18 protein-coding genes are annotated in these 15,562 nt (G+C 70.5%); 7 read left to right on the forward strand and 11 right to left on the reverse strand.

The annotated features are described in order from the left end of the window. Window positions 1-87: 87 nt before the first annotated feature. From DPA01S_RS08045 to DPA01S_RS08060, 4 genes are all read left to right on the forward strand, one after another. Window positions 88-1,002: an ABC transporter ATP-binding protein gene (locus tag DPA01S_RS08045; protein ID WP_061227928.1), complete on the forward strand. Its 915-nt coding sequence runs from the start codon at window positions 88-90 to the stop codon at window positions 1,000-1,002. Continuing rightward, on the forward strand, window positions 999-1,763 hold the full coding sequence (locus DPA01S_RS08050) for an ABC transporter permease (RefSeq protein ID WP_061915303.1): 765 nt from the start codon (window positions 999-1,001) through the stop codon (window positions 1,761-1,763). Before DPA01S_RS08045 ends, DPA01S_RS08050 begins: the two co-directional genes overlap by 4 nt. A gap of 144 nt (window positions 1,764-1,907) precedes the next feature. Further along, window positions 1,908-2,204: a GNAT family N-acetyltransferase gene (locus DPA01S_RS08055; RefSeq protein WP_007627316.1), complete on the forward strand. Its 297-nt coding sequence runs from the start codon at window positions 1,908-1,910 to the stop codon at window positions 2,202-2,204. A 133-nt stretch (window positions 2,205-2,337) separates the two neighbouring features. Further along, the gene (locus DPA01S_RS08060) at window positions 2,338-2,847 is read left to right on the forward strand and encodes a CD225/dispanin family protein (protein ID WP_061915306.1); all 510 of its coding nucleotides are present in this window, start codon (window positions 2,338-2,340) and stop codon (window positions 2,845-2,847) included. 61 nt (window positions 2,848-2,908) lie between these two features. Here the strand turns inward: DPA01S_RS08060 and DPA01S_RS08065 are convergent, their stop codons facing one another. The 5 genes from DPA01S_RS08065 to DPA01S_RS08085 all read right to left on the reverse strand — a co-directional run bounded on the left by DPA01S_RS08065 (window position 2,909) and on the right by DPA01S_RS08085 (window position 6,970). Then, window positions 2,909-3,325, reverse strand: coding sequence for a CoA-binding protein (locus DPA01S_RS08065; RefSeq protein ID WP_061227931.1), 417 nt, complete (start codon window positions 3,323-3,325; stop codon window positions 2,909-2,911). A 95-nt stretch (window positions 3,326-3,420) separates the two neighbouring features. Beyond that, window positions 3,421-4,314: a polyphosphate kinase 2 gene (ppk2, locus tag DPA01S_RS08070; RefSeq protein ID WP_061915309.1), complete on the reverse strand. Its 894-nt coding sequence runs from the start codon at window positions 4,312-4,314 to the stop codon at window positions 3,421-3,423. A 62-nt stretch (window positions 4,315-4,376) separates the two neighbouring features. Beyond that, complete coding sequence (locus DPA01S_RS08075) at window positions 4,377-5,177, reverse strand: exodeoxyribonuclease III (protein WP_061915312.1); 801 nt, start codon at window positions 5,175-5,177, stop codon at window positions 4,377-4,379. Between the two features lie 10 nt (window positions 5,178-5,187). Beyond that, entirely contained in the window at window positions 5,188-6,306 is a 1,119-nt protein-coding gene (locus tag DPA01S_RS08080) for a GNAT family N-acetyltransferase (protein ID WP_061915315.1), read from the reverse strand. Beyond that, complete coding sequence (locus DPA01S_RS08085; protein ID WP_007630501.1) at window positions 6,299-6,970, reverse strand: peptide deformylase; 672 nt, start codon at window positions 6,968-6,970, stop codon at window positions 6,299-6,301. Before DPA01S_RS08085 ends, DPA01S_RS08080 begins: the two co-directional genes overlap by 8 nt. A gap of 155 nt (window positions 6,971-7,125) precedes the next feature. Here DPA01S_RS08085 and napA point away from each other — a divergent pair, with 155 nt between their 5' ends. From napA to DPA01S_RS08100, 3 genes are all read left to right on the forward strand, one after another. Then, the gene (gene napA, locus DPA01S_RS08090; RefSeq protein WP_061227935.1) at window positions 7,126-7,455 is read left to right on the forward strand and encodes a nucleoid-associated protein NapA; all 330 of its coding nucleotides are present in this window, start codon (window positions 7,126-7,128) and stop codon (window positions 7,453-7,455) included. Window positions 7,456-7,470: 15 nt separating this feature from the next. Beyond that, complete coding sequence (locus DPA01S_RS08095) at window positions 7,471-8,292, forward strand: LytR C-terminal domain-containing protein (protein ID WP_061227936.1); 822 nt, start codon at window positions 7,471-7,473, stop codon at window positions 8,290-8,292. Between the two features lie 93 nt (window positions 8,293-8,385). After that, on the forward strand, window positions 8,386-8,733 hold the full coding sequence (locus tag DPA01S_RS08100; protein ID WP_061915318.1) for a hypothetical protein: 348 nt from the start codon (window positions 8,386-8,388) through the stop codon (window positions 8,731-8,733). A 135-nt stretch (window positions 8,734-8,868) separates the two neighbouring features. Here DPA01S_RS08100 and DPA01S_RS08105 read toward each other — a convergent pair whose 3' ends face one another. From DPA01S_RS08105 to DPA01S_RS08130, 6 genes are read right to left on the reverse strand one after another with little or no spacing between them, the layout of a single operon-like run. Then, on the reverse strand, window positions 8,869-9,237 hold the full coding sequence (locus DPA01S_RS08105; RefSeq protein ID WP_061915321.1) for a cation:proton antiporter: 369 nt from the start codon (window positions 9,235-9,237) through the stop codon (window positions 8,869-8,871). After that, window positions 9,234-9,527, reverse strand: coding sequence for a monovalent cation/H+ antiporter complex subunit F (locus DPA01S_RS08110; RefSeq protein ID WP_061227939.1), 294 nt, complete (start codon window positions 9,525-9,527; stop codon window positions 9,234-9,236). The genes DPA01S_RS08105 and DPA01S_RS08110 overlap by 4 nt, the downstream gene beginning before the upstream one ends. Continuing rightward, window positions 9,524-10,264, reverse strand: a complete 741-nt coding sequence (locus DPA01S_RS08115; protein WP_061915324.1) for a Na+/H+ antiporter subunit E — start codon at window positions 10,262-10,264, stop codon at window positions 9,524-9,526. The genes DPA01S_RS08110 and DPA01S_RS08115 overlap by 4 nt, the downstream gene beginning before the upstream one ends. Before the next feature lies 1 nt (window position 10,265). After that, on the reverse strand, window positions 10,266-11,891 hold the full coding sequence (locus tag DPA01S_RS08120) for a Na+/H+ antiporter subunit D (protein WP_061227941.1): 1,626 nt from the start codon (window positions 11,889-11,891) through the stop codon (window positions 10,266-10,268). Next, the gene (locus DPA01S_RS08125; protein WP_061227942.1) at window positions 11,888-12,487 is read right to left on the reverse strand and encodes a Na(+)/H(+) antiporter subunit C; all 600 of its coding nucleotides are present in this window, start codon (window positions 12,485-12,487) and stop codon (window positions 11,888-11,890) included. The genes DPA01S_RS08120 and DPA01S_RS08125 overlap by 4 nt, the downstream gene beginning before the upstream one ends. Then, window positions 12,484-15,528, reverse strand: coding sequence for a Na+/H+ antiporter subunit A (locus DPA01S_RS08130; protein WP_061915327.1), 3,045 nt, complete (start codon window positions 15,526-15,528; stop codon window positions 12,484-12,486). The genes DPA01S_RS08125 and DPA01S_RS08130 overlap by 4 nt, the downstream gene beginning before the upstream one ends. Window positions 15,529-15,562: the final 34 nt, after the last annotated feature.

A 15,562-nucleotide genomic window follows, 5' to 3' on the forward strand; every position in this document is an offset into this window, starting at 1 on the left:
ACCCATGCTCCTAGTACTGCACTACCTGTACGCGGGCTGAGTAGGTGAACGCACGCTGCCCGCGCCCCGGCAGGCAGACTGGGGACCATGATCGAGGTACGGAATCTCACCAAGCGCTTCGGCGCCTCCACCGCCGTGGACGACCTCAGCTTCGAGGTCCGTCCCGGCGTCGTCACCGGATTCCTCGGCCCGAACGGCGCCGGGAAGTCCACGACGATGCGGATGATGGTCGGTCTCGACACCCCCACGTCTGGGCAGGCACTGATCAACGGCACCCCGTACCGCGAGTTGGATCGCCCCGCCCACAAGGTGGGCTGTCTGCTCGACGCGTCCTGGACCCACGCCAACCGCTCCGCCGGCGCGCACCTGAGGATGGTCGCCGCGGCGGGCGGGGTGGCCCCGGGCCGCGTCGACGAGGTGCTCGGCCTGGTCGGCCTCACCGACGTCGCCGGCCGCAAGGTCGGCGGATACTCGCTCGGCATGCGCCAGCGACTCGGTCTGGCCACCGCCATGCTCGGCGACCCCGAGGTCCTGCTGTTCGACGAGCCCGTCAACGGACTCGACCCCGAGGGGATCCTGTGGATCCGCCGTTTCATGCACGCGCGCGCCGCAGAGGGCCGCACCGTGCTCGTCTCCTCGCACCTGCTGTCGGAGATGGCGCAGACCGCCCAGGACCTCGTCGTGATCGGCCGCGGCAAGCTGCGCGCGCAGACCTCCGTCGAGGAGTTCCTCGACGCCGCCACATCCTCGGTGGTGTTGCGCACCCCGCACGTCGATGAGTTCACCGCCGCCGCGCGCGACGAGGGCATCGAGGCCACGTTCGACGCGGAACAGGGTGTCTTCCTCATCCAGAACCTCCGCGCGCCGCAGGTCGGCGATGTCGCCGCCAGCCTGGGGATCACCGTCCACGAACTGCACGAGAAGCGGGCGTCGCTGGAAGAGGCCTTCATGGCCCTCACCGACCAGGACGTCGAGTACCACGGTCAGGAGTCCACCCGATGAACCAGCTGAAGTCCGAGTGGATCAAGGTCACCACCACCAAGAGTGCCTACTGGCTGTACGCGATCGGCATCGGCCTGGCAGTGGTGCTCGCCGTGGTCATCGGCCAGTTCGAGCAGCCCGCCACAGGGGACCCGATGGCCGGTGCGCCCGGCGGCGGCAGTGACCCGCTGTTCGCGATCCTCGGCGTCAGTGCGTTCACCGTCCTGCTGGCGTGGATCGCCGCGATCGTCGGTGTGACCGGCGAGTACCGCTATCACACGATCAAGGCGACGTTCTTGACGACGCCGTCGCGCTGGCCTGCCATCCTGGCCAAGACCGCCCTGTTCACGGTGCTCTCGATGGTGGTCACAGCCATCGCGGTGATCCTGGCGCTCCTCGTGGCCGGGGCGCTCTCCGGAAACGAGGGCTGGACCCCGTTCTCCGGAGACGGGCTGACCTACCTGTGGCGCTTCCCCGTCTACGCCGCACTGGGGACGATCGCGGTCACGGGCCTGGCGTACATCATGCGCAACGCCGCCGGCACGATCTCCCTGTTCCTCGTGTGGATACTGGCCCTCGAGGGCATGGTCTCGTTGATCCCGCGGGTCGGCGAGGACATCGCCGCCTGGATGCCGTTCGCCAACGGTGACTACTGGACCCAGGGTGAGGCGGCCAAGGGCTACATCACCTGGGGTGAATGGCCGGCGTTCGCGCTCTACGCCGCGGTGTGCATCGTCCTGTGGGCCGTGGGCCTGGTGATGACCCTGCGCCGCGACGCCTGACCCTGCGCCGCGACGCCTGACCTCGGGCCGCGACCTCTGACCCGCGCCGGGGCGCCCGCGGATTCACGCTCGCGATGCGCCGGACTGGGCCGCCCTTCAGGGGTAGGGTCGGAATCGATACTCGGTCGGCCCTAAGGAGTCGAGATGACCGGCGGAACTTCGCTCAAGCTCGTCCACAACACCGATAGAGACCGTTTCGAGCTGTGGGACGGCGAGACCTTCATGGGACTGGTCGGGTACGAGAAGGACGGCGACGTCTACATCCTCCTGCACACCGTGATCGAGGAGCGGTTCGGTCAGCAGGGCATCGCCCGACTGCTGGTGAGCCTGGTCCTCACCCGCCTGCGGCTCGACGGGTTGAAGATCCGCCCGGTGTGCAGCTACGTGCGCCGCTTCCTCGTGCGGTTCCCCGAGTACCAGCTGCTCGTCGCCCCCAACTGACACGCCGCGTCACGCCGCGCGCACCACGGCCGGCTTCGCCACGGCGGGGAGGATGCTCGCCACGACGGGGGAGGATGTCCGACCCGATCCGTAGTGTGGGCGGCGGAAGACCGGCCAGCGAACAGGACACCTCATGACTTACCCGCCGCAGGGCGACAACGCCGACAACGCCGACAACACCGCCTCGTCCGGGTACACGGACTACTCCGCACAATCCGGATACGGCGGCCAGTCCGGTGCGGGGCAGGGCTCGTACGGGACAGGCGGCTACGGCCAGGAGGCGTACGGGCAGCAGGCGTACGGGCAGGGCTCCTACGGGCAGGGTGGCTACGGCTCGCAGACGCCCGCGTACTCCGGTTCGGGCGGCTTCGCCGCGGCTCCCGGTGCCCGCCCCGGGCCGCCGTCGAACGTGGGGTGGGCGGTCGCCTCGATCCTGTTCTTCTGGCCCCTGTCGTTCATCGCGATGACGCGGGCGCTGGAGGTCTACCCGCTCTGGGCCGCCGGGCGGTACGCCGAGGCCGAGGCCGCCAGTGCGACCGCCAAGCGGCTCGGGATGATCTCGCTCGCGATCGTGGCGGTCCTCATCATCCTGTACCTGATCTTCATCTTCGCGATGGTCGGCCTGGCCTCGAGCGGCTACTAACGCTCAGCCCGAGCACGCGCGCCGCCCACCCGGTGCCGGGTCGGCGGCGCGCCCGCACGCCTCAGGACAGGCCCAGGCGCGGTGCCTCGATCGCCGGGCACGCGTCCATGACCACGTCGAGACCGGCCTCCTTGGCCCGCTGCGCGGCGGCCTCGTCGATCACGCCCAGCTGCAGCCAGACGGCCTTCGCGCCCTTGGCGATGGCGTCGTCGACCACGCCCCCGGCGAGCTCGGAGTTGACGAACACGTCCACGACGTCGATCTCGCCGGGGACCGACGCCAGGTCCGGATACCCCTGCTGACCGTGGACCGTCTCGGCCTTCGGATGGACGGGCACGATCTCGTGACCGAGGTCCCGGACGAACGCGGCGATCCGGTACGCGGTGCGCGAGGTGTTCGAGGACAGACCGACGACGGCCCACCGCCCCCTCTGGGACAGCAGACGCTCGATGACGGCCGGATCATTGGAATGGCTCATACCCCGTGCAAGGCCCCGCGGCGCCCAGACATTCCCGCGCGAGCAATCAGTCCCCGACGGCGTCTGCGCGCGGGGCGCTTCCTTCGCAGGCTCAGTCAGTCCCCGACGGCGTCCTTGCCGCGCTGGACGATCCTCGGGTCCGGCTCGAACACCACCTGGTCGTCCTTCTCCGGGTAGTCGAACTGGTTGAGGAAGTAGCGCATCGCGTTGATGCGGGCCCGCTTCTTGTCGTTGGACTTGATGGTCGTCCACGGCGCCCACTCGGTGTCCGTGCGCCGGAACATCTCCTCCTTGGCCTCGGTGTACTCGTCCCACTTGCCCAGCGACTCCAGGTCCATGGGGGAGAGCTTCCACCGGCGCACGGGGTCCAGCTGCCGGATCGCGAACCGGGTCTTCTGCTCCTCGCGGGTCACCGAGAACCACAGCTTGGTGAGCCCGATACCCGACTCGACCAGCATCTTCTCGAACATCGGCGCCTGCTGCATGAACGTGGAGTACTGCTCGTCGGTGCAGAACCCCATGACCCGCTCGACGCCGGCGCGGTTGTACCAGGAGCGGTCGAACAGGACCAGCTCACCGCGGCTGGGCAGGTGGGTGACGTAGCGCTGGAAGTACCACTGGTGCAGCTCGGTCTCGGTGGGCTTGATGAGCGCCACGACGCGGGCCTGACGGACGTTGATGTACTCGGTGAACCGCTTGATCGTCCCGCCCTTGCCCGCGGCGTCACGGCCCTCGAACACGATCACCTGCCGGTGCCCGGACTCGGCCTGCCAGCGCTGGAACTTCAGCAGTTCGATCTGCAGAAGGTACTTCTCGACCTCGTACTGGTTGCGGTCCATCCGCTCGTCGTACGGGTAGTTCTCCCGCCACGTGTCGACCGCACGGCCGGTGATGTCGATGAGGTCGGGGTCCTCGCCGTGATCGTCGCGAACCGTGTAGCCCTCGGCGCGGAGCCGATCGATGTAGTGACGTAGCTGGAACGTGGACATGTGGTCGGTCTCCTGGCGTGAGGTGGTGTCGAGCGTTTCAGATGACCCGGGAGCGGCGGGGTCTAGTGGAGGTCCACCACGACCGGGGCGTGGTCCGAGGCGCCCTTGCCCTTGCGCTCCTCGCGGTCGATGAAGGCGCCGGTGACGCGGGCGGCCAGCGCGGGGGAGTGCAGTTGGAAGTCGATGCGCATGCCCTTGCGCTTGGGGAAGCTGAGCCCCGTGTAGTCCCAGTAGGTGTAGACGCCCGGCCCGGGGGTGTACTCGCGGGTGACCTCGCGGAACCCGGCGCCGTCGAAGGCGGCGAAGGCGAACCGCTCGGGGCCGGAGACGTGGGTCTTGCCCTCGAAGACCTCCATGTCCCACACGTCCTCGTCGAGCGGCGCGACGTTCCAGTCGCCCACGAGCGCGACCTGGGCGTCGGGGTCGGCGACCAGCTCGGCGGCGGCGTGGTCACGCAGTCGGGCCAGCCACTCGAGCTTGTACGTGTAGTGGGGGTCGGAGAGTTCTCGGCCGTTGGGCACGTAGAGGCTGTAGACGCGGACGCCGTCGCACACCGCGGAGATCGCGCGCGCCTCCGGGTCCTGGGACTGCTCGGGGTCCTTGTGGAAGCCGGGCATGCCGTCGAAGCCGAGCCGCACGTCCTCGAGCCCGACGCGGGAGGCCACGGCGACGCCGTTCCACTGGCTCAGGCCGTGGTGGGCGACCTCGTAGCCCAGTTCGCGGAAGTCCTCCTCGGGGAACTGCTCGTCCTTGCACTTGGTCTCCTGCATCGCCAGGACGTCGACGTCGGACCGGTCGAGCCAGGCGAGCACGCGGTCCTTGCGGGCTCGGATCGAGTTCACATTCCAGGTGGCCAGGCGCATGGGTGCGAGTCTATTGCGCGCCGCGCGGCGGCGTCACCGTGGGAGGCGGGGACTGGTCGACGACGACGAGGTGCCGCAGCGAATGGTGCGGTTCGAGTCCGAGCTTGGCCCACAGGCCGCGCCCGGCGGTGTTGTCCGCGAACACGTGCAGGTGACACTCCCGCGCGCCCAGGCCGAGTCCCCAGTCGACGAGCGCGCCGGTGACGACCTCCGCGAGGCCGCGGCGGCGGTGGGCGTCGGCGGTCTGCACGCAGGACACGGCGACGCGCGCCTGCCCGTCGGGCCCGGCGGTGACGGCGCCGCGGGCGATGGCGGCCAGCTCGCCGCCCTCTTCGAGGCGGGCGAACACGACGTGGCCGCCGGGGCCGGGATCGCCGCTGTCCGGACCGTCGGTGAGGATGCCGGCCGTGGCGAGCATCGCGGGCCGCACGCGCTCGGGGTCCAGGTCGGCGGTGGCGTGGTAGAGGGCCAGCCAGTCGTCGTCGGGGCGGTCGGCCAGGGTGACGGCGGGCCGGGTGTCGGCCGGGAAGGCGGCGTCGACCACGGCGAGCAGCGCCTCGCTGTCCGCAGTGCAGAGGAACAGGTCACGGTCGGCGCGGATCCGCGCGGAGTCCACCGGCGCGCCGTCGAGCATCATGCGCTCGACCTTCACGAGCCGCTCGACGTCGACCAACCGCAGCGGCAGGCCGCGGGCGGCGTACCAGTCGCGCACCCCGTCGAGGTCCTCGCAACTGGCCCACGGCAGGACGGGCACGGCCGAGTTCCCGCGATACGACCAGTCGTCGCCGGCCCGACAGAACCAGCCGTCGACCAGCTCGTACTCGGGGCACGGCCACGCCAGCGCACCCGCGTACTCGTGCGCCCGGACGTCGCGGGCCCGCACCGGCCGCGGGGGCAGGACCTTGAGCACGGCGACGTCCGCGTCGGGGATCCGCAGCTCCTCGCCGGACTCCCGGCGGACGATCAGCTCCGGCTCGAGCGCCACCACGTGACCGATGACGTCCGTGTACAGGTGCGAGGCCTCACCGGGAGCCAGATGGCGACGCACGACCACGCGTTCGCCCACCGCCACCCGGCGGCCGGAGTTCCACCGGGACCGACCCGACAGACCCCGGTCCTGCTCAGCCATGGTCGGTGACGACCTCGTCGTCGTCGCCGTCCCAGTCCTCCTCGTCGGCGAACGGATCCGGGTCGGTGGCCGGATCCCAGCTCAGGCCCGGCACGCCCCAGCCCGCGTCGCGGATGTGGCGCTTGGCGGCCTTCTTGTTCCGCCCGATGAGGTGGTCGGTGTAGACGAAGCCGTCCAGGTGGCCGACCTCGTGCTGCAGGCAGCGGGCGAACAGGCCGTAGCCCTCGACCGACACCGGCTCGCCGTGCTCGTCGGTGCCGGTCACGCGCGCCCACCACGCACGCCCGCGCGGGAAGTTGACGCCCGGGACGGACAGGCAGCCCTCGAGGTCGTCCTCGGGGTCCGGCATGGTCTCGGGGATCTCGGACGTCTCCAGGACCGGGTTGATCACGCAGCCGCGCCGGTTGAGCCAGCCGCCGCGCGCCTCGACCTCCTCGCGCGAGACGCCCTCGCCGTCCTCGGTGTCCAGGTCGGGGCAGTCGTAGACGAACACGCGCTTGCGGACGCCGATCTGGTTGGCGGCCAGGCCCACCCCGTTGGCGGCGTCCATGGTGTCGTAGAGGTCCCGGACGAGGTCCGCGATCTCCTCGGGGGACTCGGTGACGGGTTCGGTGGGCGCGTGGAGCGCGGGATCGCCGAGGATGACGATGGGACGGACGGCCATGGTCGCCGATTCTAGTGCGCCGGCGATGGCGGGGTGTCGGAGGCGTGTGGTTCACTACGGGGGAATCACAACGGTGTGATCTGGCCGGACTGCTGGCCGGGTTGCTGGCCTGGGCGTCGGGTGCGGTGCCCGTTGGTACACGAGGAGGTGCGCGCATGGGTCGATCGGCTGCCGCGACGCGTGAGGCAACCACCGGAGGCGACCGGGAGGGCCCGCTGCCCGCCGCCGACCCCGTCCTGTCGGAGCGGGATCAGAAGATGCTCGAGTTCGAGCGGCAGTGGTGGAAGTTCGCCGGCTCGAAGGAGGAGGCGATCCGGCAGCAGTTCGACATGTCGGGCACCCGCTACTTCCAGATCCTCAACGACCTCATCGACCGCCCCGAGGCGCTGGCCGCCGATCCCCTGCTCGTCAAGCGGCTGCGCCGCATGCGTTCGAGCCGCCAGAAGGCACGCGCGGCGCGCAACCTGGGAATGCGCCTCGACTGACCTAGACTCGGGCGCGTGAGCTCCCAGTCCGAGAACCCGCAGTACGCCCCGCAGCCCGGCGACCCCGACCACGGCGATCCCCGGTACGACGACGCACGGTACGGCGACCCCCGGGACGGCGGCCCGTACGACGCCGACGACCCCTACGGCCCGGGCGCTGGCGACCCCGACGAGCCCAGCGGCCCGCCGTACCGCGCCATCGCGATGGTGCTGCTGTCGGCGGTCGTGCTCGCCGTGGGCATCGGGCTGGTGCAGCTGTTCGGGGGCGACGACGACGAGGCGGCCCCCACCGCCGACGAGGGCACCTCCCAGGTCGAGCAGGACGGCTCGACCGGTCAGGGCGCCGACGGCCAGCCCGCGCAGGGTGAGGCCGGCGGGGCTGAGGGTGCACCCGCCCAGGGCGGCGCCCCCGGTGGTCAGGACGGCGCGGTGGGAGCCCCCGGCGAGGCCGGCGGCGAGGCCCAGCCCGGCGATCCCGCCGCCCCGGCCGACCCGCCCGCGGCCGGGCAGCCTCCCGCCCAGCCCGGCGCGCCCGGACCGGACGTGACCAGCGTGCCGGTGCAGATCTTCAACAACAGCACCGTCACCGGCCTGGCAGCCCGCACGGGCGAGGCGCTGCGCGAGAGCGGCTTCGCGGTGGGCGACGTGGCCAACATGCCGTCCAACCGCGGCGTGGTGGCGGAGTCCACCGCCTTCTACGGCACCGGGCCCGGTGAGCAGCAGGCCGCGCAGGCGATCGCCGCCCAGCTGGGGATCACCGCCAAGCCGCGTCCGGCGGATCTGGCGGGGGAGGCTCCCGGGGTGATCGTGATCGTCACCCAGGATCTCGACCGCTGACCCCTGAGGATATGATGAGCCCACGCGTCCGGCCCGTCCGCGGGACGCACGCCCAGTAGCGACTTGCAGCCTCCCGAGATCGAAGGAGCCCCCATGGCCCCGCGTCAGACCGCCCGCCGCATCCTGGTCGCGGCTCCCGCACTCGCCCTCGCGTTCGCCGTGGCCGCGTGCAGCCCCAACCAGGAGCCGGCCGATCCCGACGCGCCGTACACGCTGCCCACGTACTCCGAGGAGTCCGCGCCCCACTCCTCCATCCCGGAGACGCAGGAGACCGACGACCCGGACACGATCGAGGACTTCGAGGCCGGCACCACCGCGACCGGCATCCCCGGTGAGGGTGGCGACGAGGGCGGCGGCCAGGCCACCACTGACGACGGACTCCCGGTGCCGGGCGCCGGGCAGCAGGCCGGCAGCGCGGTCCCGACGCAGCCCGCTCCCTGATCTGAGGTCCGGCCACCGGACCCGCGAGCCCCGCACCCCGAGCAGACGGGTGCGGGGCTCGCGTCGAATCTGGCCCGGTGGCGGGCGCGGCAAGACCCGGCGCTCAAGCCCCGGCTCTGCGGCCCGCGGTGCGGCTCAGAGGGGTCCACGGCCGTCGAGACGGGGGCCGGTGTACTTCTCCAGCACGGGCGCCTCGTGGGTGATGGTCCCGTCCTCCACACTCTCGCGGTAGGCGAGATTGCCCACCCGGTTGGCGATCACGGGTGCGGCGCACACGGCCACGATCGCGGTGAGGACGAGCATGCCGAGGTCGATGTCCGGGAAGATCCGGATTCCCGCGCCGATGAGGACGAGGACCAGGCCGAGCACCTGAGGTTTGGCAGCCGGGTGCATCCGGCTGAGCGTGTCGCGGAACCGCACGAGGCCGATCGCGCTGCACAAGGTCAGTAGCGCGCCGGCGAGAACGAACAGCGCGGCGATGATCTCGATGATGTCGTCGCTCATGAAATGGCCTCCTCGGGGGTGCCGATGTTGTCGCTGACGCGGAACCGGGCCACGGACACCGAACCCAGGAACGCGACCAGTGCCAGCGCGACGAGCGCCGCTGCGGGGGTGGTGTCCTTCGTCCACGCGATGTAGACGGCGATGCCCCCTTGAGCGACGGCGACCATCATGTCGAGGGAGATGAGCCGGTCGAGGGTGTTGGGTCCGCCGACCAGACGGATCATCGTCACGAACAGCGCGGCAGTCAGCGCGATGATCGCCAGGATCCAGAGGACGAGTGCGACGCTCACCAGGGTCCCTCCTCTTCCGTCGTGGGATCGAACGGCTTCTTCTCGTCGCCGTCGGGGCCTGCGGGGTTGTCGGGGCCGGCGGCCCGGTCGGCGTCGGGATCTGCCGGGTCCGTGTCGCCGGCGGGATCCACCGGCTCCGCGGGCGCCACGGTGCTCGCGGCGCTCGGGGCCCTGTCGGCGGGGGCCGAGTAGTGCCCGGGGCTCGGCCTCCAGTCCTCGTCTCGCTCGAAGGCGCGGAGGTAGAGCTTCTCCACGTGTGCGGTCTGGCGGCGGAACTGCTCCACGGCCTCGTCGGTACCGGCGTCCAGGACGTGCACGTAGACGTAGCGGGCCACCGGGTCGACTCGGACCACGATGCCGCCGGGCAGCAGGTTGAGGGTGTTCACCGCCAGGGCGAGGGTGAAGTCTGACTTCAGCCGCATCGGCGCCCGCAGCACCGCGGACCGGGGCGGCGGCTTCGGCCGGATCGAGAGCCATGCGACGACCAACGACGAGCGGATCAGGTAGAAGGCCACGACCAGCACGAGCCACGCGGTGGACAGTGGCCGCAGCAGGCCCTCGACGGGGACGCGGGGGAGGGGCAGGACGACCATCACCAGGATCGCCACGAGCAGTCCGGAGACGACGGTGCCGATGTCGAAGCTGCCCCACAGCAGTACCCAGGCGAAGGTGAGCCACAACGTCATGAAGACGCGGGCGCCGAGCACCCGCAGGTCGGGAGAAGGCTTGCGTCCCATGTCAGCGCACCCCCGTCACGGAGTCGACGTACCGGTCGGGTGAGGTGTCGGTGGGGACCGTGTAGAGGTACTCGGCGCGCTCGCGCAGGGTGGCGGCGGCGCCGTCTGCCACCCGGAGCAGCGGTCCGGCGAAGATCGTCATGAGCAGCGAGACCACGATGAGCGCCCACGTCGGGGCGAGCATGCTCCAGGGCATCTTGCCGACCTCCTCGCGCTCGTCGAACTCGACGTACTCGTCGGAGGGGAGGAGGGACAGCGGCCGGGCCAGCGCGAGGGCACCCTCCGGGGCGTCGGCCCGCGGCCGCCAGAAGGCCTTGGACCACACGCGCGCGACCACGTAGAGCGTCAGCAGGCTGGTGACCATGGCGCCCGCGATGAGCACCCACAGCAGGGCTCCGCCCTTCTCCGCGCCGGCCTGGACGACCGCGAGCTTGCCGATGAACCCGGAGAACGGGGGGATGCCTCCGAGGTTGAGCGCGGGGACGAGGAACGTGACCGCGAGGACGGGACTGGCGACGCCGAGGGATCCGAGCCGACGCAGGGACGACGACCCCGCCTGGCGTTCGATCAGACCGACCACGAGGAAGAGGGTCGTCTGGACGATGATGTGGTGCCCGACGTAGTAGATCGCCGCGCTGAGCCCGGCTTCGCTGGACAGCGCGATGCCGAAGATCATGTAGCCGATGTGACTCACCAGCGTGAACGACAGTATTCGCTTGATGTCGGACTGGGCGATCGCGCCGAGGATGCCCACGACCATCGTGAGAAGACCGGCGACGAGCAGTACCCCGTCCATCCCGCCCCCGGGGAACACGAGGGTGTGGAAGCGGATGATCGCGTACACGCCGACTTTAGTGAGCAGGCCGGCGAACACGGCGGTGACCGGGGCGGGAGCGGTCGGGTAGGAGTCGGGCAGCCAGGTGGAGAGCGGGAAGACCGCGGCCTTGATACCGAACGCCACGAGGAACACTGCGAAGATCGTGTTGCGCAGGCCTTCCGGCACCTCCGCCATCCGCGTGGCCAGCTGAGCCAGGTTGAGCGTGCCGACGGCCGAGTACGTCAGCGCGATCCCCAGCAGGAAGACCATGGACGAGACCATCGACACGACGGTGTACGACACCCCCGCGCGGACGCGTTCCTGGCTGGCCCCGAGCGTGAGCAGGACGTAGGACGCGGCCAGGAGCATCTCGAACCCGACGAACAGGTTGAACAGGTCGCCCGCGATGAAGGCGGCGTTGAGTCCCGCCGCCAGCGCGAGGTAGGTGGGCAGGAAGATCGAGGTGGGCTGGTCGCCGTCGCCGTCGCGGACACCCTGCCCGACGGCATAGATGATGACCGTCAGCAGCACGATGGCGGCCACACACAGCATCAGGGCGCTGAGCCGGTCGGCGACCAGGGTGATGCCGACCGGGGCGTCCCACCCGCCCACCTGCACCGTGTGCATGCCGTGCGAGTCCGTGAGCACCAGCAGGAGCCCGGAGATGACGAGCAGAGCGGACAGGGTCGTGATGGTGATGATGTTCTGGACCCGCGGCCGGCGGGAGACCACCAGGCACAGCGCGGCCGCGAGCAGCGGCAGGAGGACGACGGAGGGGATGAGGTACCCGAAGAGGTCGGGAGAGATCACAGTTCCTCCTCCTTACCGGCCTTCTTGTACCGCCGCTCTCGTCTGTCGACCTCCCGCGCCTCGGCCTCGGCTTTCGCCCTGGCCTCTGCGCGGGCCTCCGCCCGGGCTTCGGCTTCGGCCTCGGCTTCCTCGAGGTCCTCGTCGTCGTAATCCACGTGGTCGCCGAGTTCGGTGGGCTGGCCCGTGGTCTGGTCGTCCGAGGCGTCGCGGTCCGGAGCGGACCAGGCGTCGGTGGGGGAGCGTTGGGCGATCTTGGTGTCCTCGGCGTCGTCCGCGACCTCGTCCACAGTGGTGAACTGATAGGAGCGGTAGGCCAGGGCCAGGATGAACGCACCCACGCCGGCGGTGATGACGATCGCGGTGAGGATCATCGCCTGGGACAACGGATCCGAGTCGACGGTGTTGTCGCCCCATGACCGGCCGCGGATGGGCGGGTTCCCCGGGGCTCCACCGGCCGCGAGGATGAGCAGGTTGACGCCGTTGGACAGGATCATGATGCCGAGCAGGATCTTGATGATCGCGCGCTCGAGAAGCAGGTAGACACCGGTGGCGCTGAGGACACCGGCCATGAGTAGGAGTGCGAAGTCGGCGGTCATGGCATCCCCTGGGGTGTGGTGCCCTGGTTCTCGGCGGCCTCGAGACGCGCGGCGCGGCGCGCGGCCAGGTCGGACCGTGGAGCTTCGCTGTCGACGCCGGGGACGCGGCGCAGGGCGGCGGTGGAGGGCGAGTCGGTGGCGTCGACGTAGACGGCCCTGAGCTCCTCGAGGTCCTCGGCGTCGAGGTCGAGCCGCGCTCCCAGGCTGCGGAGGATGTCGAGGACCAGGCCGACGACGATGAGGTACACGCCCGCGTCGAAGAACAGCGCGGTGACGAGCTTGACCTCACCGAACACGGGCAGCGTCCACTCGAAGGTGGCGCTGGACAGCGGCGGCGCACCGAGGGCCATCGAGGCGGCGGCGGTACCGGCGGCCAGCAGGAGGCCGGCGCCGAGGATCCGTCCGGCATCGATCGGGACGGCCTCGCCGAGTTCGTAACGGCCACCCGCGAGGTAGCGCAGAACGAGCGCGAGACCCGCGACCAGCCCCCCGGCGAAACCGCCGCCGGGGTTGTTGTGGCCGGCGAAGAAGAAGAACAGGCTCAGGATCATCATCGTGGGGAAGATGAGACGGGTGGTGACCTCGAGGACGAGCGAGCGGGCGCGGGGGTCGCGCACGGTCGCGCCGACCAGCCACCGGCCGGGCGAAGCCCCCGGTGCCTCGATGACGATCCGGGCCGCCTCCATCCCGCGCCGTCCGGAGCGGGTCTTGTCGGCGTCGGCGATGCGTGGCCCGGAGCCGTAGCGACGATTGCGGAAGACGAGGCTGGCCACACCGGTCGCGGCGACCAGCAGCACGGTGATCTCGCCGAGGGTGTCCCAGGCGCGGATGTCGACGAGGGTGACGTTGACGGCGTTGGCGCCGTTGCCGATCCGGTAGGCGATGTCCGGGAAGACCGTGGACACGGCCGGGTCCCGGCGGGCGTTGATGGCGTACGCGCCGACGATGACGACGAGGAGTCCCACGCCGATGCCGAGCCAGGCGCGCAGGCGGCGGAAGCCGTCGGACAGGGGCACCTCGGCGGGCATCGTGCGCAGGACCAGCACGAACGTGACCATCATCAGCGTCTCGACCAGCACCTGGGTGAGCGCGAGGTCGGGAGCACCGTGGAAGGCGAAGATCACGGCGACGCCGTAGCCGGTCACGGACATGCTGACGACCGCGGCGAGGCGGTTGCGCAGGACGGTGGCGGCCACCGCGGCGACGGTCATGGGGATCATGACGAACAGCACGACCGGATTAGCGGACAGTTCCATCCGCAGGCCCTCGCGGGTGCCGACCAGCAGGGACACGAAGGGGAACACCACGAGCGTGAACAGGATGATGCCCAGGGTCAGCGGGAGGGAGCCGCGCTGGATGCTGGCGGTCAGGCGCAGCGACAAGATGTCGAAGAAGCGCAGGACGGCGTCGTAGATGCGGTCCGCGTTACCCAGGGCGGGCGACTCGAACTGCATCCGCTCCACGGTCCGCTGCGCGACGTAGAGCATGGTGCCGAGGACGTATACGACCGCGGTGAGCGCGAGCGGGACACCGAACCCGTGCCACAGCCCGAGGTGGTAGGCCTCCTCGCCCGCCCACGGGCTGCCCGGCGGGAACGCGACGTCGACGAACCGGGTGAGCAGTGCCTCGACGGGCGCCGACCACACACCGAGCACGAGGCCGGCGACGGAGAGGAGCGCGGGCACGGAGAGGAAGAGCGGGGTGACCGGCTTCGACTCGGCGACCGCGGGGCTGATCCCGTCCGGGAAGAACGGCTTGGAGCGGAACGCGCCCATGACGAGGCGGGCGGTGTAGGAGAAGGTGAGGACCGAGCCGACGACCAGCCCGGCGGTGACGACGAGCGCCGGCATGCCGTGGAGCCGCTCCTCGGTCAGCGTGGTGGCGAACGCGGATTCCTTACCGACGAATCCGAGGAAGGGCGGCAGACCGGCCATCGACGCGGCGGCGAGGGTGAAGAAGACGGCGAGAGCGGGACTCTTGCGGCCCAGACCGGACAGTTCGCGGATCTCCCGGGTGCCGGTGGTCTTGTCGATGACGCCGACGGCCATGAACAGCGCGGACTTGAACAGCGAGTGCGCCAGCAGCATCGTGAGTCCGGCGAGCATCGTGTCGCGCGATCCGATGCCGACCAGGACCAGCAGGAACCCCAGCTGGGACACGGTTCCGAAGGCGAGCACCAGCTTGAGGTCGGTTTCCCGCAGGGCGCGCCAGCCGGCCATGAGCAGGGACACCAGGCCGAGAACGATGAGCGGCAGCTGCCACGTCGACGATCCGGACAGGCCCGGGCTGAAGGCGGCGACGAGGAAGACCCCGGCCTTGACCATCGCCGCGGAGTGCAGGTAGGCGCTCACCGGCGTGGGTGCGGACATGGCTCCGGGGAGCCAGAAATGCAGGGGGGCGATGGCGGATTTACTCGTCGCGCCGACGATCACCAGGCCGAGGGCCCAGTGGACGAGAGAGCCGGACGGCGGAGAGGCGACGATCTCGCTGAGCAGGTAGGTCCCGGCCTCCTGGGCCAGGATGATCATGCCGACCAGCATCGCCAGGCCGCCGAGTGTGGTGACGAGCAGGGCTTGTGTGGCGGCGCGGCGGGATGTCGCCCGCTCCGCGTAGTGGCCGACGAGCAGGAAGCTCAGGACGGAGGTGATCTCCCAGAAGGTGTAGAGCAGCACCATGTTGTCGGCCACGACCAGGCCGAACATGACTCCGGCGAACGCGACCATCTCGGCCGCGAACAGGTGCAGGCGGGGCTCGGTGTCGTCGAAGTACCAGGTGCAGTAGAACAGGACGAGCGCGCCGACGCCCAGTGCGATGAGGGACATCAGTGCGGACAGCGCGTCCATCCGCAGGTCCAGCGTCAGGTGGATGCCGGGCGCCCACTGGAGGGTCTCCGTGGGCACACGGTCGAGATTGGCGGCCACCCATACCGCGCCGCCGGCGGGGACGAGCGCCAGCAGCGGGAAAGCGCGGCGTCCGAGCCTCAGCACCAGTGGGAGCGCGATCAGGGCGGCCACGGCATGGGCCGCGAGGATCACGATCACCGGCGGCTCCTTCCCTTGCGTCGATCGGACGACG

Origin of the sequence: Dietzia papillomatosis NBRC 105045, assembly GCF_001570845.1 — a bacterium.
Taxonomy (GTDB): Bacteria; Actinomycetota; Actinomycetes; order Mycobacteriales; family Mycobacteriaceae; genus Dietzia; species Dietzia cinnamea.